Here is a 22,906-nt window from a genome sequence, read left to right as displayed (position 1 = left end):
GCTTTAATGCGAATCGCGCGTTACTGTTGATCCTGATCCGCCGACAAGGAAATCCAGATCTGCACCCTTATCGGCCTGTTGTACATGCTTGATATACATATTGACATAGCCACGTTCCATAACCGGCTTTGGCGGTGTCCATTTACTTCTTCTTTCAGCCAGTTCTTCATCGCTAACCTCCAGGTGAATGCGCTTGCCCGCAACATCCAGTTCGATGATATCCCCATTCTCAACAAGCCCCAAATTTCCGCCAATGGCCGACTCGGGAGATACATGCAGGATAACTGTCCCATAAGCAGTGCCGCTCATTCTGCCGTCTGATATCCTGACCATATCCATCACCCCTTTGTCCAGCAGCTTTTTCGGTAGCGTCATATTCCCCACCTCGGGCATACCAGGATAACCCACAGGACCTACGCTTTTTAAGACCATAACACAAGTTCCATCGATATCCAGTGCCGGGTCGTCTATCCGGGCATGGTAATCCTCAATATCCTCAAAAACCACGGCGCGTCCGCGATGCTGCATTAACTCGGGCGTTGCCGCCGATGGCTTGATCACTGCACCATTTAATGCCAGGTTACCTTTCAATATCACGATACCTGCTTCTGGTGTTAAAGGGGAATCATATTCATAAATAACCTCCTTGTTATAATTTACGCCGGAGCCTTCAATATTTTCCCGATGTGATCTGCCACTTACCGTGAGTGTATCCATCTTTAGCTGAGATCGCATTTGGTTAATAACTGCAGGCACACCACCGGCATAATAAAAGTCTTCCATCAGGAATTTGCCAGAAGGCATCAGGTTTACCAGCAACGGCATCTTACTGCCGATCTTATCATAATCTTCTAAATTCAATTCCACCCCGATCCTGCCTGCAATAGCGGTCAGGTGAATAACAAAGTTGGACGAGCCGCCAACAGCAGCATTGATCTTAATCGCATTTTCAAATGCATCCCGGGTTAATATTTTAGAGATCCGCAGATCTTCTTTAACCATTTCTACGATCCTTCTGCCGGATAGCTGGGCAAGTCTTTTCCTCCTGGCATCCACGGCAGGTATAGCCGCGCCGCCGCTTAAACTCATCCCCAGCGCTTCTACCATGCAGGCCATGGTGGAAGCCGTCCCCATGGTCATACAGTGCCCCGCGCTGCGTGACATGCAGCTTTCCACTTCCGCGTACTCTTCATAGCCGATATTGCCTTTTTTCAACTCTTCAGTTAGCTTCCATACACTGGTACCTGAGCCGATATCATGACCGTGGTATTTGCCGTTCAGCATAGGCCCGCCCTGCACCACAATAGTCGGCAGATCGACACTGGCTGCCCCCATTAGAGTAGAGGGCGTAGTTTTATCGCACCCGGTGAGTAAGACCACGCCGTCAATAGGGTTGCCCCTGATGGATTCTTCGGCATCCATGCTGGCCAGGTTGCGAAACAGCATTGCCGTAGGTTTCAGCAGCGTTTCGCCTAATGACATAATGGGGAACTCAAGCGGGAAACCGCCAGCTTCCAGTACACCACGCCGTACACTTTCGGCAATATCGCGCAGATGCGCGTTGCAGGGTGTTAGTTCCGACCATGTATTACAGATCCCGATCACCGGCCTGCCATCGAACATATCCTCCGGCATCCCCTGATTTTTCATCCAGCTCCGGTAAATAAGTCCCATCTTATCTTTTTTCCCAAACCAGTCTGAACTTCTATACGATCCCATATATCTCTCTTGTTAGTTTATAATTTTATTTCTTCTTTACTTAAGCGGCCGTCAACCAATCGCCAAATACCTAAAGGGTTGTCATTCCTTAGTTCATCAGGCAGTAAATTCTGTGGCATATTTTGGTAACATACCGGCCTTGTAAACCTATTAATTGCCGCCGTGCCTACCGATGTGCTTCTGGGGTCGGTTGTGGCCGGGAACGGTCCGCCATGAACCATCGCACTGCATACTTCAACCCCTGTAGGAAAGCCGTTGATCAGTAGCCTGCCTACCTTTTGCTCTAAAATATCCAACAGGTCTTTATATTCAGCCAGATCGTTATCGGTACCATGTACGGTCGCTGTTAAATGGCCTGTAAGGTTTCGGGCTATTTCCAGCATATCCCCTTTGGAGGTAGCCTCTACAACAAGGCTGGTTGGGCCAAACACCTCTTCAGACAGATCAGGATGAGCTTTTAAGGTATCGCTTTTTATTTTAAATAGTATAGGGAGTGCTGTATTCAAACCCGTTGGGGCATTTCCTTTTGCTATCGTAAGTACGCCTTCAATGCCGGCATTTCGCTCGATCCCGGCATTGTATGATTGATGGATCTGAGGGGTCAGCATAACGCCGCCAATAGTTTGTTTGAATTCTTCTTCCAGCTTCGTCGTAAAAGTTTCAGAATTTTCATAGATAAGCATTCCGGGATTGGTACAGAACTGCCCCACACCAAGCGTTACCGACCCTGAAAATCCCTTGGCAATAGGATCACCCAGGTTTTTTAAAGCTTGCGGAAGGATAAACACCGGGTTAGTACTTCCCATCTCTGCATAAACAGGTATTGGAACCTCTCTGCGCACAGCCATATCATAAATAGCTTTACCAGCACCGAATGATCCTGTAAAACCAACTGCTTTGATCTCAGGGTGCTTAACTAACTGAGCGCCTAAAACAGGCCCATCGCCAAATAAAAGGGAGAAAACACCGTCAGGCATGCCAGTTGATCTGGCTGCTTTTTGGATCGCTTTACCGATCAGCCAGCTGGTTGCCGGATGAGCGGGATGTGCTTTTACAACAACGCTGCAACCCGCCGCCAATGCCGACGCCGTATCTCCGCCAGCTACCGAAAACGCCAGTGGAAAGTTGCTTGCGCCAAAAACTACCACGGGCCCAAGGGCTATTTGCATATAACGGATATCAGGCTTTGGAAGCGGTACACGTTCCGGGTTGGCTGTCTCGATCCGCGCGTCGAGCCACGAGCCTTCTTTTAACAGATCAGCAAATAATTTGAGCTGCCCTGTGGTACGCCCCCTTTCACCTACAATACGGCCCTGGGGTAATCCAGATTCAGCACAGCAAACAGTGATCAGTTCATCTCCTATCGCCATGATCTCATTGGCTATCGCTTCTAAAAAGCCTGCTTTCTCAGCGCCAGATCTTTTTCTGTATTGCTGAAAGGCAGCCGCTGCTTTCTCAACTGCCTTATCAACTTCTTCTGCTGTAGCTATAAAAAACTCTGCTACTTTATCGCCGTTAGCGGGATCGATGGAGATCATTGTATCCCTTCCCTCAGCAGACGTTTCAAAACCTATAATTTGTTCTACAACCACCATCATGCAACTCTATTAATTAATGTGCCGATCTCTGCGATCGTGATCTTTACGATATCACCGGCATGCAGGGTAAAACCATCATGAGGAACTATGCCAGTGCCCGTCATTAAAAAGGTACCGTGAGGAAAATCCAGTTCCCTAAACAGGTAGCTAACCAATTCGGTATGTTTACGCTTCATCTGGTTTATGGAGATGCGATCACTGAATACCGCAACCGAGTCCCTGACTATCTCCATATTAATGCTTGTATCTGGATCGATCGGTTTTTCCAGTACCAGCAGGCATGGCCCCAGGGCGGCAGCCCCATTGTATGATTTTGCCTGAGGAAGGTAAAGCGGGTTTTCGCCTTCAATGTCTCTTGAAGACATATCGTTACCGATCGTATACCCTTCAATGGTTCCTCCCGAGCAAATGAACAGGGTCAATTCGGGCTCGGGTACATTCCATTGTGAATCTTTACGGATGCGAACCTCATCACCCGGCCCAACGGTACGATAAGCGGGCGATTTAAAAAAAAGTTCGGGCCGTTCTGCATCATATACCCTGGTGTAAAAATCACCCCCTTTTGCATCTTTTGATTCCTCTACTCTGGCTTCCCGGCTCCGAAAATAAGTAACCCCCGCTGCCCATACCTCCTGACCGGCGATAGGCGCCAATAACGCCGAGGTGACCAGTTCTTGTAGTTGATCGTTAGCCTTAAGTTGTTTAAGTTCACTGCTAACAGCTTTAAAAAGGTTGCTTCTGTTTACAAAAACATTCCAGTCTGGCTCGTCAGATAAAAAATACTGGTCGTTGTGGCTAACAATAATACCCCCTGTAGTGTTATAAATTCTCATGATAGTAGGTTAAACTTAGTCCTGTGAATATAGGGTTTATTGATCTATTTCAGAACCCGGCCCAGGTTAGCGGCCACTAATTAACCCTTATCAGGCGGCATTTGCGGTATATTGTTAATATATTACAAAAATTTGCGCCAATAATAAAATAACGGCCACTGCTTAAATTCTACGTTTGACCCAAAGCCATTGATCTATGTTTTGAGGCCCTGAAAATGAAAGCTAAATCGATCTTAAAAATGATCGCCGTCCTTGTATGTGCATGCCCTTGTTTGGCAGTTGCGCAACATGACTCAACGATCATACCTTTATGGAAAAACGGAGCACCAGGATTTGAGTCCCGCCGCGCTGAACCCGAAAAAGGCGATAAGTATGTTAGTAATGTACACAACCCGTCTATAACTGTCTACTTACCCCCAAAAGAAAAAAATACAGGTATGGCTGTATTAATTTGCCCTGGCGGCGGCCATCGCATGTTGGTGATCAACTCAGAAGGCCGCGAACCGGCTCAATATTTCAATCAATTGGGCATTGCGGCTATCGTATTGAAATACAGGTTAGCGCGCGATACCTTATCGCCATATAACATTAACGTACACGCCAGACAAGATGCGATCAGGGCAATGCGGCTGGTGCGCAGCAATGCTGCCCAGTGGAATATTGACCCAAACAGGGTGGGAATGATGGGTTTTTCTGCCGGAGGCGAAGTTGTTGATATGGCTGTATATATTCAGGGAAAAGGCGATGAAAGTTCGGAGGATCCTATTGAAAAAATGAGCGCCATGCCAAATTTTGTGATATTAGTTTATCCGGGGCCATTGGGCGTGCCAAATAAAGTTGCATCCAACGCACCCCCTATTTTTTTGGTTGCAGCAAATGAGGATGTTTGCTGCTCCCCGCCTATTATAGCATTGTTAAATGCTTACCGCGAGGCTGGTGTATCTGTAGAGGCGCATATTTATGCAAAAGGCGGTCATGCATTCAACATGGGTTATCATACGCCTTATCGATCGCTAAAGGCCTGGCCGCAGCGACTCACCGACTGGATAACCGATAATAATTATTTTAAACCAGGAGTAAATGTCAAAAAATAGTTTTTACGTAGATCAATAGCAAGCAGTATCGATCTTCTTTTCTTACTCAGCTACTTTCATAGCCTCTGTTCTGAGGTAATTGTGCCGGTAATCCAGCGGATTTTTTTTGGTGAGCGCCTTAAACTGGTGATAGAAATGAGAAATATTATTATAACCGCAAGCATATCCGATCTCGGCCATATTAAACTCTTCTTCCACCAATAACCGGCATGCATGCCCGATCCTAACTTCCATTAAGAACTGGATGTAGGTCTTCTTCGTTTTTGATTTAAAGTACCTGCAAAACGAATGTTTGCCCATATTAATAATTGCTGCTACATCTTCTAAAACAACTTTTCGATGATAATTATTAAAGGTATATTCAAATATCGTATTGATCCGGCTTTGATCAACCTGATTTACTTCGGGATTAAAACCGCTGGATGATATCAACTCATATTCTTTCGAGCTCGCTATCAGTTCAAGTGCCGATAGCAGGTTGATCAACTTCCTGGCCGGAGAAGCAAGAAGCATTTCTTCGGCTATTTTAGCCACCTTTCTCCTGGTTGCGCCTTTTAATCGCAAACCAAGCTTACCTATATTAAGTAACTTTACAATGGGACTTATCTCCGGAAGATTTAAAAAGGCATCTCCCCAAATGTTATTTTGGAACAAGATCACGATCGTTTCACCTATTTTTTCATCATCGCGCTCCAAATATTTTTTTTCGCCCCTGAATGTATGGGGCAGGTTTGACCCAAATAGAAATACATCACCGTTTTTAAAGGGACCCACATGATCGCCGATAAGGCAGGTGCCATAAGTTCGTTTAAGTACCAATAGTTCGCACTCCGGGTGATAGTGCCATGCACTTAACATCGCATGGCCGATATCTTTATGAATATTAAAGGACTGCTCCGGGTTTGGAGTAGCCTTTTTCAACGTCGCCTTCATGTGTTATAATTGGTTAATTACAGCTCAATATATACATTATGCCCGACATCTTGAAATTTATCGTTGCTTAAGTTATCCTTTATTTCCGCTTCGTCTCTCCTCTACGTGATCAACACAGAGGATAATTTCATCTTTTATTTAATCCAAAATACTGATACACAATTTCTTACAAGACAAAGATCATAAACTATAAAATATAACTATGTTAATATATTACAAAAAATTGCGTTGATAATGAACTAAATGTTCTTACTGTTTCATATTCCCGGTTAAATGATAAAGGCAATTGACCTGAAAGCTCTCAATTACGGCTACAGCCTTGTAATGACCGTTGGTCAAAAAAACCTCCGAAACACGACCAACTCTATAGAAAAAGCGCCTTTTGACTATAGGGAGGTGTGCGTGGTCATACCCTAATTACACCATGTTAATATGTTACAATTTTTTGCTTTAATACTGAAATTACTTTTCATAGAAGTTACCTTTATTTGCTTCGTAACATGAAAGTTGCAAACCGATCATATATCTAAGAATACGCTAGTTATAAGTTACCGAATTTGTGTCAATAAGACAGTTAGTCTGATGACCGTGCGTTTAGGCGTACGTGATCGTAAATAGTTTTATGATCCCATTGACAGCAAAATTTGGTCGAACCAATTGAATACACACAACTAAATTGCGATCATTATGAGATAGATCTACTTAATATCTAACAGGACCGGGCCCGGGTGGCGCCGTATCCTCTCCTTAATTTTCATGGATCGACGAAAGTGGCTTTACCAAGCTGCAAGGGAGATCTTTGTTTCAAATTTTAATCTATTTAACCTAACTAAATTATGGAAAAAAAGTCACTACCATTCTTACTTACGTGTACTGTTTTAACCGCAGTTATGCTCTTACAATATGTGGGGACTATCAAAGCTGCGCCTGTTCGTACAGCAACATTTCTTTTAAAAGCAGTTACCGGTAAGGTAACAGATGAAAAGGGAAGCGGGCTACCTGGCGTAACCGTTACTGAAAAAGGCACCCAAACCAGAACGGTCACCAATGCCGCGGGCGACTATAAATTGAATGTTGCCAACACCGGAGCCGTACTGGTATTTACTTTTATTGGTTATACTACTCTTGAGATACCTGTTGGTGATAAAACTACGGTAAATGCTGCAATGACCCCGGCTTCCAGTGCGTTAAGCGAGATAATTGTTACCGCACTCGGTATTAAAAGAGAGGCCAAAAGCCTTGGCTACTCCGCTCAGAAAGCTGATGTGCAGGCCATGCAAACCAACCGCACAACCAATCTCGCCAATTCGCTCGAAGGACAGGTGGCCGGTCTGGATGTTTCGCCTCCTGCAGCTGGCCCGGGTGGTAGTACAAAGATCCGTTTACGTGGGCAGTCTTCTTTTACGGCAGATAATTCGCCGCTTATCGTTATTGATGGTCTACCAATGTCGCAGGGTGCGAGCAGCACCAATAGTTATACCCAGCAAATTGATCAGGGAGATAATTTACAGGGCATTAACCAGGATGATATTGAATCGATGACCGTTTTAAAAGGATCTACGGCGGCAGCCTTATATGGCTCACGTGCGGTTAACGGCGCAATAATTATAACTACTAAAACCGGTGCTAAGAATACCGGCATTGGTATTGAATTTAATTCAAACTTTACCGAAAGCCAGGCACTTGACTATACTGACTTTCAATACGATTACGGGCAAGGCGAAAACAATATCAGGCCGTCATCCCAGGGTACTGCTCAAAGTTCGGGCGCCTGGAGTTTTGGTGTACCATTTGACAATGCTCCCACATATCAATTCGATGGAGTTCAACGTCCGTACGCCCCTTTTAGAAACCGTGTTAGTGCTTTTTTCAGAGTTGCACCATCCTGGAGCAATACCGTTGCCATTTCTGGCGGAAATGATAAAGGTAATTTCCGCGTCTCATTTTCTAACCAGGATGCCGATGGTATCGTACCTAACAACAACTTTCATAAAAAGATATTTAACGTGGGCATCAACTATAAACTTACCGATAAACTATCGGCACAGGTTTACTTGAATTACAGCCATGAGTTTAATAATAACCCACCGGTTATCGGGGTGCAGGCATTATCGATCCCAACATCGATCTACAGGCTTGCCAACTCGATAGATTTTGACGTGCTTAAAGCAGGCGCAATAGACGCCAACGGTAATGAAACACCTACCTCCCGTTTTTCTACCGTTACCAACCCTTATTGGATCTTAGCCAACCAATTTCAAAGGCAAACCAAAGATCATTTATTAGGAACTGCAGTGGTACGCTACCAGTTCTTTGACTGGCTGTATCTGCAGGGCCGTGCGAACATGGATCTTTTACAAACTACTTTTGAGTTCAATACGCCAACAGGAACCTTATCCGTAGGCTCGGCACCGACAGGTCTGTTTAATGGGGCTTATACCATCAACACGGTAAACAACCGCCAAAACAATTTTGATTTCTTGCTGGGCGGTGGCCATAGCTGGAGAAATTTTGCTTTCAACGCCACTGTAGGTGGTAATAATTTCCCTTCAATCACATCAACTTTTAGCGAAAGCGTAACTAACTTTTATATCAGGGGCCTATACACTATTGGAAACGGCGTGACCGCAACTTCCAGTTATAATTTATCCAAACAAACTGTCAATTCTTTGTATGGTACTGCCGAGTTTTCTTATAAAAGCATGTTTTATTTAAACCTTACAGGCCGTACAGATTGGTATTCTGTACTGGCTCCTGATATTGATCATTACTTTTATCCTTCCATCAGTGGTAGTTTCGTTTTTTCAGAATTGCTACCTCATGCAACCTGGCTAAATTTTGGAAAGGTTAGAATTGCAATAGCCGAAACCGGCAGCGCAGGCACAGTAGCGCCATATAACGCGCTAACTTTTGCACTATCTCCAAACGCGTTTAACGGACTCCCTTTAGGAACCATCGGAACTGTTTTTGCACCTACCGCTCAGACCAATACTGCACCTAATCCGCGGATCAAACCTTTTGGTGTAAATGAAAAAGAAATTGGATTGGAAATGCACATGTTTGATAACCGCGTCAATCTGGATGTTGCTGCTTACGACAAAAAAACCACCAATCAAGCTGTTCCGATCAGTCTTTCTACTTCCACCGGATATATCAGCACCTTGGTTAACTTAGGCGGATTAGACAATAAGGGGCTGGAATTTAACCTGGAGTTAGTACCTTTTCGAAACAAAACAATAACTTGGAGAACAGCATTTAACAGCGCGTTCAATTCATCAGAGGTTTTATCTTTAGCTAACAACCAATCACAACTCGTTGTAGGTACCCCTGAGTTTTTCGGCACGATAGCCGACGTGGTAGGTTTACCACTAAATCAAATTCAAGGGGCAACTTATAAACGCGACGCTTCAGGCAATATACTTTTAACAGGTGGAAAACCTATCGCGAGCACAGTACCTGTTAATTTTGGCAGCGGTTTGCCTACGTCAACCGGCGGCTGGCTAAACACAGTGATCTATAAAGGGTTTACGCTTACTGCGCATATCGATTACAAAGCCGGGGGTAAAGTATTATCAAGTACTAATCTAAACTTATTAAGGGAAGGATTATCAAAAGAATCATTGGCCGGCCGGGAGGGTGGGGTAATTTATCCGGGTATCAATACCAGCAATGGACAGCCCAATACTACCGCAGTAAATGCTGAAGATTTTTATGCCAATTATCGTTCAACCAATATTCTCGACCCTTTTGTTTATAGTTCGAGTTTCATCAAGTTGCGAAATCTGTCATTAGGCTACGACCTTTCAAGGTTTATTAATAAAAAATATGTGAAAAGCTTAGTGCTTTCGGCCGTATGCCACAATGTGCTGATCATTAAAAAATATACACCCAATATTGATCCTGAGGCGATATCCTCAAGCGGCGACAACCTGACCGGATATGAGCAGGCGTCACTGCCAACCATCCGCACCTATGGATTTAACTTGAACATAAAATTCTAATGCTAAATAAAATATGAAAAATATAACCAGCATTTTACTTTCAGCGCTCTGTATTACATTGGTAAGCAGCTGCAATAAAGGGTTTGATACCTTGAATGTCAACCCAAATAACCCAACGCAACTTGACGCTGCGTTTTTGTTTACCACTGCAGAATTTAGTACCTATTCGGCTATTATGGAAACCGAGCCAACCGTTGTGCAGCAATTTATCAACCCATTTACCGGTATTACCTCAGCGTTTAATTTCAACCAGGCCAACCAAACCTACACAGCGCAAAGGTGGAACGCCGAGTTTACGGGTACCAACACAGGCGCCACTATTTCTGCCGGGCCTGTTCAATTATTGGTTCAGATTTTGAGCCAACTGAAGGGGAACAATGCAAGAACAAATTTGTATAATGAAGCCAGGATCTTAAAAGCGTACCAGTTCATGATACTTGTTGATACTTACGGTGATGTTCCTTATAGTGAAGCGGGCCAGGCGTATCTGGGCAACATCCTTACGCCTAAGTATGACAACCAAATAGCCATTTACACAGATCTTGTCAATGAATTAACTACTGCTACTGCCGCGCTTGATCCTGCAAAAGACATTGTTACCGCAGATGTATTTTATGGCGGCAATATAGCCCAATGGAAGAAATTAGGGTATTCGTTGTTATTACGTATAGGCATGCGGTATTCAAAATACGATGCCATCAAAGCGCAGAGCATTGTGCAAGCCGCATTTGCCGGTGGAGTGATGACCTCGAATGCCGACAACTGCTATTTGAAATATAATATCACTTACGTTAATCCTGTTAGTCAAAATCTTTCTACACTCACCAATACTTATTATTTGGCAGAGCCTTTTGTAAACCAGTTAAAAAGTTCGGGCGACCCGCGACTGAAGTACATTTCGGCGAAATACCCCAACCCCGCTGCGGCAACAAGCGGTGTACCAGACACGGTGTCGGCAAACCAATTTGGCTTGCCCATTGGCTATAGCAGTGCCACCTTAGCTACCGCGCCCGGTTACAGGGGCGCAAATGGCTCAGGTTACAACTACTCGCAAGTAAATTATACTTATTTGGGTAGCCTGACCGCGCCTCAGTTTTTTGTCACCTACGCACAAACACAATTGCTATTGGCTGAGGCAGCCTTTAAGGGATGGATAACAGGAGGAAATACACCGGATATTTATTACGCGAACGGTATCCGCGCGGCAATGGACCAATGGACCACCTATAACGCATCGGCCACGATCCCTTTAGCTACGGAAAACTCTTTTATCAACAACCCGGTGAATGCTTACAGCCCGGCGAACGCCCTGAAGCTCATCAATACCCAATATTGGATCGCCTCATGGGGAAATGGCGCCGAAGCATGGGCTAACTTCAGGAGAAGTGGTTTTCCGGCTTTATCACCCAATACTATTGCGGGTCAAAACATAACCGGTGGTTTTGTTCGAAGATATGTGTACCCTACCCTTGAGCTTTCAGCAAACCTGGCCAACTACCAGGCTGCTGTCGCAGATATTGGCGGTGCAGATAACATGGATACCCATGTTTTTTGGGATAAGTAGTTTATTGTTAGTGATATATAAATTGGTAAAAATGCCGGCCGTTTCCGGCCGGCATTTTTGTAATAACCCCATCCCAGGATCAAAATATTTAATTTGGCAGACTGCCCAACATAGATCATTATCGTCAAACAGATGATGACCTTATTGCGAATTCACATCGTTTATTATTGGTGATAGATCCGTCCGGTTAAGCGAATATCTTTTGAAGAACTTCCGATGATCACGTCAAAGAAACCTGCGTCGGATACCCATTGGCTTTTCAGGTCATTAAAGTATTGAAATGCATCTTTGCTTAAGGTTAAGGTTGCCATTTTTTCTTCGCCGGCCTTTAAAAATAACTTTTCAAATCCTTTTAATTCTTTCTCAGGTCGTGGTAAATTTAATTTTTCCTGTTTGATATACAGTTGAGCCGTTTCGGCACCGGCCATCGTCCCGGTATTTTTTATTTTAAAGCTAACGATAGTTTTACCATTGTTTGTAGATATCCTGAGGTCGCTATATTTAAAGGTGGTGTAAGAAAGTCCGTGCCCGAAAGCAAACTGAGGGGCCACGTTAAATGTATCATAATAACGGTAACCCACATAAATATCGTCGGTGTAATTGGCAGTTACACCATTGCCGGGGTATTCCCCTAATTTATGGGCCGGTTCGTCCTCCAGTCTTTTTGGAAATGACATGGGTAGCTTGCCTGAGGGATCTATCTGCCCGAAAATTATTTTTGCTAACGCATTGCCACCCTCCATACCCGGATACCAGGCCTGGATCACAGCCGGCGTATTATCGATCCATTGGGTCATGTCGATAGGTCCGCCTCCCATTAAAACCACCACAGTTTTAGGATTTGCCTTTAATACGGCCCGGATCAGTTCATCTTGTCCGAACGGCATCAGCATGTCCGGCTTATCGGTATCTTCCGCGTCATAGGCGTTATCTTTCCACACGGCATAGTTATATCCATGCGTCCAGCCCCCCACTACAATTGCCACGTCGGCTTTAGAAGCAGCTTGTGCAGCCTCTTCGATCATTGTTGCGTCACTACCCGCGCCACGTTCAATTTTATAACCCTGCGTGTAAGTTATGTTTACATTTTTACCCGCAACATTTTTTAAGCCTTCCAACGGCGTCACCTCATAAAACGCTTTGACTTGCGAACTGCCGCCGCCCAAAGCCTGCTCCCTTGCGGCGTTATAGCCAATAACGGCGATCGACCTGGTAGCAGGCGTCAAGGGAAGCGTTTTATGTTCATTTTTAAGTAATACGATGCCTTCTTCGGCGATCTTTAACGCGGTTTGTTGGTGGGCCTTTGTATTATATTCACCTGGTTTTCTCTTCCCATCGATCATGTTTGTTTTAAACATCACATATAAGATACGGCGTACCTTTTCATTAATGAGGTATTCCGGGATCTTCCCTGTTCTTATCAAATGAACAACCGTGTCGCCCATGTAAAATTTACCATAGTCCACCTTGGGCCGCATGCCGATATCGGTTCCCATTTCCAGATCAGTTCCATTCCATAATGCCTGATCGGTACTATGCACAGCGCCCCAATCGCTTATCACCATTCCTTTAAATCCCCAGTCTTTTTTTAGTATTTGACCGATCAAATAATTGTTGTGCGTGGCCCATTGTCCCCTGAACTTATTATAAGATCCCATCAGGGTATTTACTTTGCCGATAGTGACAGCTGCTTTAAACCCGGGCAGATAGATCTCATTCAAAGCCCGATCGCTCATTTGTACATCGATGCTTGTTCTTAGTAGTTCCTGGTTATTTGCTATAAAATGTTTAACACAGGCGGATACACCCTGATCTTGTACGCCTTTAATATACCCAACAGCCATTTGAGATATCAGGAATGGATCTTCGCTTTGATATTCGAAATTCCGGCCATTTAAGGCTGTACGAATAATATTGATACCCGGGCCAAGAATTACATCCTTACCGCGGTAACTCGCCTCACTTCCCAATACGGCACCGAACTGGTAACCCAAAGCCGGGTTCCATGTAGCCGCCAGGCATACGCCGGTAGGCAAATAAGTTCCGGCATCCTGCAGGTCTTTCGGCCTTACATAGTTGTTGAAACCATGTTCCAAACGCACGCCATGCGGGCCATCGGACATCACAAGGTCTGGAATTCCTAATCGTTTGACCCCTGCGGAGGTAAATAAGGAATTGCCATGAATCATCCCCACTTTTTCTTCCAGTGTCATTTGTCCGATAAGGTGATCGATCTTAGCGGCAATTTCCTTGTCTGTTTGCGGGTGATGTTGAGCCTGGCACCATAAAATTGAGCACAAGCATAGTGTAAATGATAAAAAGATGATTTTCATAAAGTTCGGGCCGGTTATTGAGGCTATAACCAAACCTAAAAATTTAATTAAAGCCGGACAATTAATATTGGAGCAATTTGATGTACTATATTAACAGTTAAAAATCAACCACCGACCAATAAGCTTTTTTTCGTTGCCGGTTCTCATCAAACAATAAAGGATATGCTTTGCGGATCACCCTTAGCGTATTAATGCCTGCGGCAGCGCCCCCGCTCAACCCTCCGCCCCTGGCATCCAACCAGCTGTACCTGTCCGAAACGTTCCAGAAAGTAACACCGGTTATCGACCGTTTGTATTGCCTGAAAATATCAAAAGCCATTTTATATTGCGCCACTTGTTTGGCTTCCAGCTCGGGCGTATAACCAGGATCTGGCATTGGCGAACCTGACACCGTTACAGGTGCAGCACCCGGTGCGGGCCGCGGTTGCGGTAACCGTATGGTGATATCCATTTCGGTAATTTGTACCTTTAAACCTAATGAAGTTACTTCGTCCAATGCTTTACGTAGCTCTTCTGGCGAAGGCTCATTCAATTTCCAATGAGCCTGCATTCCCACCCCATCGATCGGCACATGATCATCGATCAGTTTTTTTAATAATTTATAGATCTTTTCTCTTTTTACCGGTCGCTCGCTATTGTAATCGTTGTAGTATAACTTTGCAGCAGGGTCGGCCTCATGGGCATATCTGAAAGCAGCTTCGATAAATTCAGGGCTGTTAAATATGGTATACCAGTTACTTTTACGATATACCTGTGTACTATCATTAGTATCGTCAACAGCCTCATTGACCACATCCCATGCGTACACCCTACCCTTATATCTGCCCACCACCGCAAAAATATGGTCTCTCAGCCGTTGCAAAAGCAGTTCTTTGGCAACTACCTTTCCGTCTGGCCCGGTAAACATCCAACTCGCTTCCTGGTTGTGCCAACACAGATTATGCCCGCGTATACGCATATGGTGCGCTATTGCAAAGTCTACAATGGCGTCGGCGTTTTTCCAGTTAAATACTTTCTCTGACGGGTGTATGGGTCCCATCTTCATATCATTTTCGGGCGTTATGCTGTTAAATTCCTTAACGATCAATGCAGAATCAGGACCGTGCAAAGCGGCCATACTTACAGCTACACCTATTGGGAAATAGTTTTTATAATGATCTTTCAACCCTTTGTTGAGGGTATCCGGTCCAGCGGTCAGATGATGTTTGGATGCGCAGTGTGTAAAAGATAAAATAGCAAGTGCAATTGCCGACAGCAAAATGCCCCGATCTGTTTTTTCATCAAGGTGAAATGTCTTCATATCATTAGTTATTGATCTATGAAATTATTGCATGTCGCTAACCTTATAACCCAATATGGAAAGCATGGTCTGGGCGTACCGCTCTCCTAATACGCGATACCCCTCAGCTGTAAAGTGAAGGTGATCTCGTGCGCAGGTACATCCGGCTGAAGAGATCACATAAGAGTTGGGAAGCACTTGCGGCAACGTTGCAATTATCTTGTTCATATTGGCGCAAGCACCTTGTTGGTCGGCATTCACTAATTCGCCTGCGAGCAAAGGCACTTTTTTGGGTTTTAAGCTGAGATCTTTCATCAGGTTATCATAAATGCCTTTTACTTTTTTTGTCCAAAGCGTGTCATTGGGATTTGACTCCCCCTGATGCAGTAAGATACCTTTAATTACACCGGATCTCTGCGCTAACTTTGCCAGCTTGACCAGCCGATCATACGGACTGCCACCATATTCTGCCGCGATGCTTTTCATCCATAACGGTGCGGTCGCTAAATAAGACTGGTAGCTGTCCTTTTCGAATACCTCTATCCTGGCACCGGCAACCGAAACATTGATGATCCCGATCTTTATTTTTTTGGGCAGGTTAGCCACCAGTGTCCGGCCGAATTGATCTGCAGGAGTCAGGCCGGTTTTACACCGTGCCAATGGTGGAACAGCAGTGTACCAGTTATCTTTTACTCTGCCTCTATCCGAACAATCAACAGCTTGTAACATCCGGAACCTGCTGTCTACTTTGATCGTATCCTGTGCCTCGATCTTTGCATTCCCTTCCATATTTGACTGGCCAAAGCAAATGAACAGGTAAAAATTCTTGTCTTGCGAAAAGGCGTTCAAGCTCAGCAAAAGCAGCGCGACGATCATAGATGATCTTGTTTTCATAACTTATTCGCTGTAAACATATTTCGGGAACGTAGAAATATCTACAGGCTTAAAGATCAGTTGTGAGAACATATACAGACCATTTTTCCACACCTTAAAATCATGCACGCCGGGTTCGATATAATAAATATGCGGCACATTTTTTTCTGCAAGATATTCATGAGTGCGCTTACTGAAAGCGATCAGGCCGTCACTCGCACCGCACGATATCCACAGAAGCTTTAACCGTTTCGACGCCAGTTCGGCGTCGGGCACCAATTCCTGTGGTGCTTTTGTGTTAGGCGCAGCCGAAAAGCTTCCCACCCAGGCAAACTTATCCAGGTTACCCAAGCCGAAATTTAAGGATTGCCCGCCGCCCATCGAAAGCCCGGCAATAGCGCGATGCTCCCGGTCGCTCAGAACAGGATAGGTACGCTCTATAAATGGGATCAGATCATTCAACAGGTCCTTTTCAAAATCCGCAAAGGCCTGAATTTTATCAGGAGCCATAATGTTTCCGGTAGCTCGGTCGTCCTTCATCGCTCTGCCATTGGGTAATACGATGATCATTGGCTCAACTTTACCCTGGGCGTATAGGTTATCCAATATGATCTGCGGCTTGCCACCGTTATACCATTCTTTTTCATCACCGCCGATCCCATGTAAAAGATAAAGCACAGGATATTTTTTATGAGTTGAATAGCCGGGCGGTGTATAGATCAATGCCCTGCGGGTAGTGCCGACAGTTTTTGAATCATACGTGATCGTATCTATTTTTCCATGTTGGATATTCGCTTGAAAGATGTCGTACCCTATTGATGCATGCTTAACGATCTCCTGGGCATTGACCGGGAAACTAAATAGAAAGAGAACACTGAGCGCTAAAAGCAGCCGTCTTAATTGTTGTGTTTTTTTCATCCTTTTTTTATGATAAGTTAATGGTATATAATGGGTTATCGAAACTTAAATTCACGAAACTATTTGATAGTGATCTTTATCGACCGGAGGTCCTTATCAGCTGAACTCGAACCGTATAAAAGCTCGTACTCACCTGGCGCAACCTGAACCTTACCGGTAGACGGGTCATAAAATTCAAAACTTTTGACCGGGATCGCCATCGAGGCTAATTCTGTTTTTCCTGTAGCTATGGCCAACCGTTTAAAAGCGCGTAACGTTTTATTAAGTCCGCTGGTATCATTCAGTTTTCTCACATATACCTGTAAAACCTCTACTCCGTCTCGGTTTCCGGTATTCGCTATAGGTACGGTCATCTGCACACTTTCATTACGGGTAATAACGGCTTTACTCAGTTTGGCATCGCTGATATTAAATGTGGTGTAGCTCAGACCGAATCCGAAAGGAAAGAGCGGGGCACTGTTCATGTAACGATAAGTGCGTCCATTCATCTTATAATCGTTAAAGTCAGGTAACTGCTGCACGTTTTTATAAAAGGTGACCGGAAGATGCCCTGCCGGGTTGAGATCACCGAATAAAACATCCGCGATCGCCTGCCCGCCAGATTCACCACTGTACCATGCCTGCAAGATGGCCTCACAATTTTCGGTTTCGGGCACCAGGGCCACGGCAGAGCCTGAGCAATTTACGAAAACCACTTTTTTGCCTGCTTTTTTTAGCGCCGCTATAAAATTTCGCTGCACCGATGGCAGTTCAATGTCGGTACGGTCGCCGCCTTTAAAACCCGGAAGTTCTACCGGCATTTCTTCTCCTTCCAATCTTGGCGAGATCCCGCCCGCGAATATCACGATATCAACGTCTTTCACTTTCGCCAATAAAGCGTCGTACGTTACCGGGACCTCTTTTCCAAAGTTAAATAAAAGGCTCGCGGCCCAATTGTTCAATTGCCGGTAGCGCATTTCTATTTTATACGCTTTACCTGCCTCAACAGTAAAAGGTACTTTGTTGGGATTCGCCCTCCAGCTACCGGTGCGCGATATCAGTTTACCATCTATGAACAACTCTGCAGAGCCGGTAGCTTCCATTTTGAAAACGATCTCGCCGGAGAACCCAGGTTTAAAAGTAGTTTCATATTTGGCCGAAAAAGCATCCAGGTTCACGCCCGGAGCAAACTGATGGGCGCCGAAGGTAGTAAGCGCAATTGGGTTGGTCAATTGTTCAGTGATCACCGCCGGGCCTTCAAGATCACGATTGTTCCAATAAGTAGCGCGGATGCCTGTTTTTCCATCAATTGAACATTCGGCAAAAGCATTCTCGGTAACCTTATCTTCAACCAGATCACAGGCATTATCATAAACGACCCGGTCGGCGCCTATTTTTGCCCTTATCCCGTCAAGGATATTGATGGTATGTAAAGGTGTACCGTTGTAATTCCCCCAAAGCATCTGCGTGTTAGCCGCGTTCGGGCCGACCACCGCGATCTTTTGTATGCTTTTGCTTAGTGGTAATACATTGTTATTGTTTTGCAACAGCGTCATTGATTCCCTGGCCATCTCAAGCGCCAATTGCTGGTGCGCAGGTGAGTTAACTACTGATAATGGGATTTTGGTCCAGGGAACGAGTGCGTCGTCATCGAATTCGCCCAATTCAAAACGTTGGGTCATCAGGCGGATCACGCTGGTGTTGATGCTCTTCTCTTTGATCAGGCCATGTGCCACTGCATCAGGTATCTTGTCAAATGCGTACCCAACGCACTCTACATCGGTACCTGCCAAAACGGCCTTAGCAGAGGCGTGAGTGGCATCTGAAGATGACTTATGACTACGATAAAAATCAGTTATCGCACCGCAATCTGATACGACCAGGTATTTAAAGCCCCAGTCTTCGCGTAATATCTGGCCCAACAAACGATTACTTCCACAGCAAGGCTCATCATCCAAACGTTGATATGCACACATCACTTCACGAACATCCGCTTCGGTCACCAGGGCTTTAAATGCCGGCAGGTAAGTGTCCCAAAGATCTCGCGGTTCAACATCTGTTATATTCAGTTGGTGACGGGTTGACTCTGGCCCGGAATGCACAGCAAAGTGTTTGGCGCAAGCCAGCAACTTACGGTATTTGGCATCAGCAGGCCCCTGCAGGCCACGCACTACCTGGATGCCCATACGTGAAGTAAGGTAAGGGTCTTCACCATATGTTTCCTGTCCACGGCCCCAGCGGGGGTCACGGAAGATATTGACGTTCGGCGTCCAGACAGAAAGATCGTGGAAACGCGTGCTTTCGCCATGTTTTCTATAATCGTTGTTTTTGGCGCGTGCCTCGTCGGAAACCGCGTCGAAAACATGATACACCAATTGATCGTCAAATGAGGCCGCCATGCCTACCGGCTCAGGAAAAACGGTGACCGGCCCCTGGTTAGCGTACCCGTGTAACGCTTCGCTCCACCAGTTGAACTTTTTGATACCCAGGCGCGGGATCGCATCTGAAACGTCCTTCATCAAACCTACTTTCTCTTTAAGGGTGAGCCTGGAAACCAGGTCCTTCGCTCTTACTTCCGATGGTAAATGAGGATCTTGGTAAGGAAGCTTTTGCGCGGAAGCGGAAAACTGGTATATCACGCCGATGCAAAGCAGCAGGCACTTATTTAACTTCATCATTTTCATTTAGTTAGATATTTTATCATATTTAGAGTAAGCCTTTTTTCTGAACAAGATTTTCTCACCTTTTGCCAGGTGTTAATTGAATTTGAGTGAATGAATGCGGCGGAAAGGTGTAAGCTATTTGATGACCTTTTATTTGAATTTCTTTTTTTACCGGTACGTACTGGTCCTTTTTATCAAAAACGAACGTTTCCTGCAACTCCTGGCCTGCGATCAGGCTGACTCCGGCCGTGCCTTCAAAGCCTCCCGAAATATTGGAAATGTCGGCAGTGATCGCCTGGTCTTTGCTCCTGTTCACCACATTGATAAAGATCATATTTTTGTCTTTTGAATAAGAGGTGGTAACATCGAGGTATGGAATGTTCCGGGCATTTGGAGTGTTGAAGGTCCCACAATCAACGTAGGTATCGACAGAAACACCAAGGCAATTATTGGAATAGGCTTTGAAAATATAGAACAAAGGTGTTTTGAACGTTCCTTTTACCTTATCGCTGCCCAAAAGCGACGTTAGCAGTGTAAAGTTCGTCATCTTTACTACATCAGCATGGCGTAAAAAAGAATTGAAACATTGCGCGATCGGTAAAACAGACATCACATCTCTTGACATGATCCCCCACTCGTCGACCGCAAGGTAGATGGGGTTTTTAAATCCTTTCATTGTTCTCACCGCCTCGATCTCATCGGCAGATACTTTGATCTTTTCTTCAAAGTCCATCGCGCTTTGCCCCATATAGGTATAATAGTCGGGTGACCTCTCCCAGTAGCGGTGGATAGATAGGTAACTGATCTTATCCCCAAGGCCCGAAAGTACCTTACGGTTCCACTCCACCCACTGCCCGGTTGGTTCGTAGTACGATGATCCCGACGCAACGAATTTTATCGTGCTGTCGACAGAAGCCATTGCTTTGGCTGCTTCTCTGCCGATATTAACATATTCTTCCGCTGTTTTATGGCCCAACTCCCAGGGTGCGCCGTCAAGTTCGTTGCCCAGGTCCCATATCTTTACACCGTATGGATCCTTGTGCCCGTTTTTCGCCCGCAGGTCCGAGAAATAAGTACCTTTAGGATAGTTGCAGTACTCGAGCCAGTAAGCGGCCTGCTGAATATCTCCAAGGCCGAGGTTCACACCCACAATATTTTCACTGCCGATGGCTTTGTTCAACGCGAACCATTCATCGGTGCCTACGTGGTTATTATCAACTCCGCCCCATGCAAGATTGATACAAGCGGGTCTTTTATTTTTCGGGCCGATGCCATCCTGCCAGTTATATCCCATCAGGTAGTTCCCCCCGGGCCAACGCATATTGGTTATTTTAAGTTCGCGCATCGCATCGATATAATCTTTTTTGAAGCCGTTCTCGTCGGCTAGTGGAGAAGAAGGATCGTACACAGGGCCGTAAAGGGTATTAAACCGAACAGAGTCTGGCAGTCCCATTCTTTTTCCGCTGAACTGGATGGGTTCCATGAATACACCGTAGATCATAGGATCAATTTTTCCAATAACCCGGTCAACATCGATCTTTATCTTCGCGTTTTGGGCAAAGAGAGAAAAAGGAAGGGCAAGGGCCAGGGTCAACAATACTTTTTTCATATATATCGATCTATTTAAATAAAACTTCAATGAATACAAGGCATGGGTTTATTTGAAACTTATCCAATCAACTTCCACGTGGCCGTCCCCATTTAATTCAACTACAAGATCTTTAATGCCAGCAGGGGTCGCTGAGATCGATCGTTCAACAACGCTCCAATCGCCTCCCTTTGGTATGGTCACTTTAGCAATGATCTTACCGGGGGCATCCGTAGTTCTTACCCACAATACCCCTCCGGTCTCAGACCGTGCATAGATCTGTATATTCCTTGTCTTTTTCTTTCCAAGATCAACCGTATTGTATCGTACCCACGCGTTAGGTTTGTCGAAGACGGTCTTCCAGCCTTTGAACTTGTTAAGTGTGTCGAGAAATTCTATTTCCGTACCATCCTGGCTCTTCGCGCTATAGCGGTCGATCTGTATTTTTTTTGTAGCGTTGGTTATCCCAATACCGCGCAATGTAGGGGTCACTTTGCGGATGGTGCCATCATCATTAAAAAACAAACTGTCGGCTCTTACCGATCGGTTCTTATCAAATTTGGGAGATAGGTCGTCGTTATGATAAAATAGATACCATTGGTTTTTGAACTCAATAACAGATTGATGGTTTGTCCAGCAGCCCGAGGCAGATTCATCCATGATCACACCTCCATATTTGAATGGCCCTAAGGGATTATTTGACGTTGCATATTCGAGTCGCTCAATTTTATTGGCCACGTGTGGATACGTCATATAATAAATGCCCTTACGCTCGAATAAATAAGGTCCTTCTTTAAGGCCTTTGTCAGGGAAGCCTTCGAGTTTTACAGGTTCAGAAGCCAACTCAAGCATGTTAGCACTCAGCTTAGCACCATATAGCTCTCCCTGCGCCCAGTAAATATAGGCCTGTCCGTCCTTATCGATCTGCACGTTGGGATCTATGCCGTGTATGCCGGTGATCGGTCGCGGCTGCGGTACAAAAGGCCCGTATGGCTTATCAGCGATGGCCACACCCACGGCAAAACCACGGCCATCTACGGGTTTTACTGTAGCCGGAAAATAGAAGTAATATTTTCCACCGCGCGCTATACAATCAGGCGCCCACATACTATAAGCCGTAGAGTCGACCCACGGCACCTTATTTTGACTTACAATTACGCCATGGTCTGTCCAATCGGTAAGGTTCGATGATGAATAAACATGATAGTCCTGCATGCAAAACCAGCCGGCCCGACCATGCCCCGGTGTGGCTACGATATCATGCGAAGGATAAAGGTATATTTTACCATCGAAAACCCGCACTGAAGGATCGGCGGTAAATTGGGTGATGATCAGCGGATTTTGCGCCAGCAAAGGTCTGGTTAGCAAGATCGCCACCATTAACAACAAGTGCATTTTAAAGTGTTTCATTATTTTCTTATTCATTTATAATATCTCATTTAAACAAAAAATCAAGCAAAATGACTACCGCAAGGCACTTCATAATGGACGCAGGGCCATGTATGAGTTTGGTTAACAATGTAAAACGAAT

14 protein-coding genes are annotated in these 22,906 nt (G+C 45.1%); 3 read left to right on the top strand and 11 right to left on the bottom strand.

Annotated elements, in window-relative coordinates; genetic code table 11:
* Positions 1-3: 3 nt before the first annotated feature.
* From ACFGVR_RS15985 to ACFGVR_RS15975, 3 genes are read right to left on the bottom strand one after another with little or no spacing between them, the layout of a single operon-like run.
* Complete coding sequence (locus ACFGVR_RS15985; protein WP_448698317.1) at positions 4-1,719, bottom strand: IlvD/Edd family dehydratase; 1,716 nt, start codon at positions 1,717-1,719, stop codon at positions 4-6.
* 17 nt (positions 1,720-1,736) lie between these two features.
* The gene (locus ACFGVR_RS15980; protein ID WP_448698316.1) at positions 1,737-3,317 is read right to left on the bottom strand and encodes an aldehyde dehydrogenase (NADP(+)); all 1,581 of its coding nucleotides are present in this window, start codon (positions 3,315-3,317) and stop codon (positions 1,737-1,739) included.
* On the bottom strand, positions 3,314-4,150 hold the full coding sequence (locus ACFGVR_RS15975; protein WP_448698315.1) for a fumarylacetoacetate hydrolase family protein: 837 nt from the start codon (positions 4,148-4,150) through the stop codon (positions 3,314-3,316). The genes ACFGVR_RS15980 and ACFGVR_RS15975 overlap by 4 nt, the downstream gene beginning before the upstream one ends.
* Before the next feature lie 215 nt (positions 4,151-4,365).
* Here ACFGVR_RS15975 and ACFGVR_RS15970 point away from each other — a divergent pair, with 215 nt between their 5' ends.
* Positions 4,366-5,244 (top strand): alpha/beta hydrolase, encoded by an 879-nt coding sequence (locus tag ACFGVR_RS15970; RefSeq protein ID WP_448698314.1) that lies wholly within the window; start codon positions 4,366-4,368, stop codon positions 5,242-5,244.
* Between the two features lie 42 nt (positions 5,245-5,286).
* Here the strand turns inward: ACFGVR_RS15970 and ACFGVR_RS15965 are convergent, their stop codons facing one another.
* A complete protein-coding gene (locus tag ACFGVR_RS15965; protein ID WP_448698313.1) occupies positions 5,287-6,177 on the bottom strand; it encodes an AraC family transcriptional regulator in 891 nt (296 codons plus the stop codon).
* An 890-nt stretch (positions 6,178-7,067) separates the two neighbouring features.
* On the opposite strand from ACFGVR_RS15965, the gene ACFGVR_RS15960 reads away from it, so the two are divergent.
* Both ACFGVR_RS15960 and ACFGVR_RS15955 read left to right on the top strand, forming a co-directional pair.
* Entirely contained in the window at positions 7,068-10,178 is a 3,111-nt protein-coding gene (locus tag ACFGVR_RS15960) for a SusC/RagA family TonB-linked outer membrane protein (protein ID WP_448698312.1), read from the top strand.
* A 13-nt stretch (positions 10,179-10,191) separates the two neighbouring features.
* A complete protein-coding gene (locus ACFGVR_RS15955) occupies positions 10,192-11,742 on the top strand; it encodes a SusD/RagB family nutrient-binding outer membrane lipoprotein (protein ID WP_448698311.1) in 1,551 nt (516 codons plus the stop codon).
* 164 nt (positions 11,743-11,906) lie between these two features.
* Here the strand turns inward: ACFGVR_RS15955 and ACFGVR_RS15950 are convergent, their stop codons facing one another.
* From ACFGVR_RS15950 to ACFGVR_RS15920, 7 genes are all read right to left on the bottom strand, one after another.
* Positions 11,907-14,075, bottom strand: a complete 2,169-nt coding sequence (locus ACFGVR_RS15950; RefSeq protein ID WP_448698310.1) for a glycoside hydrolase family 3 C-terminal domain-containing protein — start codon at positions 14,073-14,075, stop codon at positions 11,907-11,909.
* Between the two features lie 97 nt (positions 14,076-14,172).
* Complete coding sequence (locus ACFGVR_RS15945; protein WP_448698309.1) at positions 14,173-15,375, bottom strand: endo-1,4-beta-xylanase; 1,203 nt, start codon at positions 15,373-15,375, stop codon at positions 14,173-14,175.
* A gap of 24 nt (positions 15,376-15,399) precedes the next feature.
* Positions 15,400-16,248, bottom strand: coding sequence for a sialate O-acetylesterase (locus ACFGVR_RS15940; protein WP_448698308.1), 849 nt, complete (start codon positions 16,246-16,248; stop codon positions 15,400-15,402).
* Positions 16,249-16,251: 3 nt separating this feature from the next.
* Positions 16,252-17,145 (bottom strand): alpha/beta hydrolase, encoded by an 894-nt coding sequence (locus ACFGVR_RS15935; protein WP_448698307.1) that lies wholly within the window; start codon positions 17,143-17,145, stop codon positions 16,252-16,254.
* Positions 17,146-17,204: 59 nt separating this feature from the next.
* Positions 17,205-19,802 (bottom strand): xylan 1,4-beta-xylosidase, encoded by a 2,598-nt coding sequence (gene xyl3A / locus ACFGVR_RS15930; RefSeq protein WP_448698306.1) that lies wholly within the window; start codon positions 19,800-19,802, stop codon positions 17,205-17,207.
* Between the two features lie 61 nt (positions 19,803-19,863).
* Complete coding sequence (locus ACFGVR_RS15925; protein ID WP_448698305.1) at positions 19,864-21,396, bottom strand: alpha-L-arabinofuranosidase C-terminal domain-containing protein; 1,533 nt, start codon at positions 21,394-21,396, stop codon at positions 19,864-19,866.
* A 48-nt stretch (positions 21,397-21,444) separates the two neighbouring features.
* Positions 21,445-22,800: a family 43 glycosylhydrolase gene (locus ACFGVR_RS15920; RefSeq protein ID WP_448698304.1), complete on the bottom strand. Its 1,356-nt coding sequence runs from the start codon at positions 22,798-22,800 to the stop codon at positions 21,445-21,447.
* Positions 22,801-22,906 lie beyond the last annotated feature (106 nt).

This window comes from Mucilaginibacter aureus (assembly GCF_053514885.1).
This window is presented reverse-complemented; position numbering and strand designations above follow the sequence as displayed.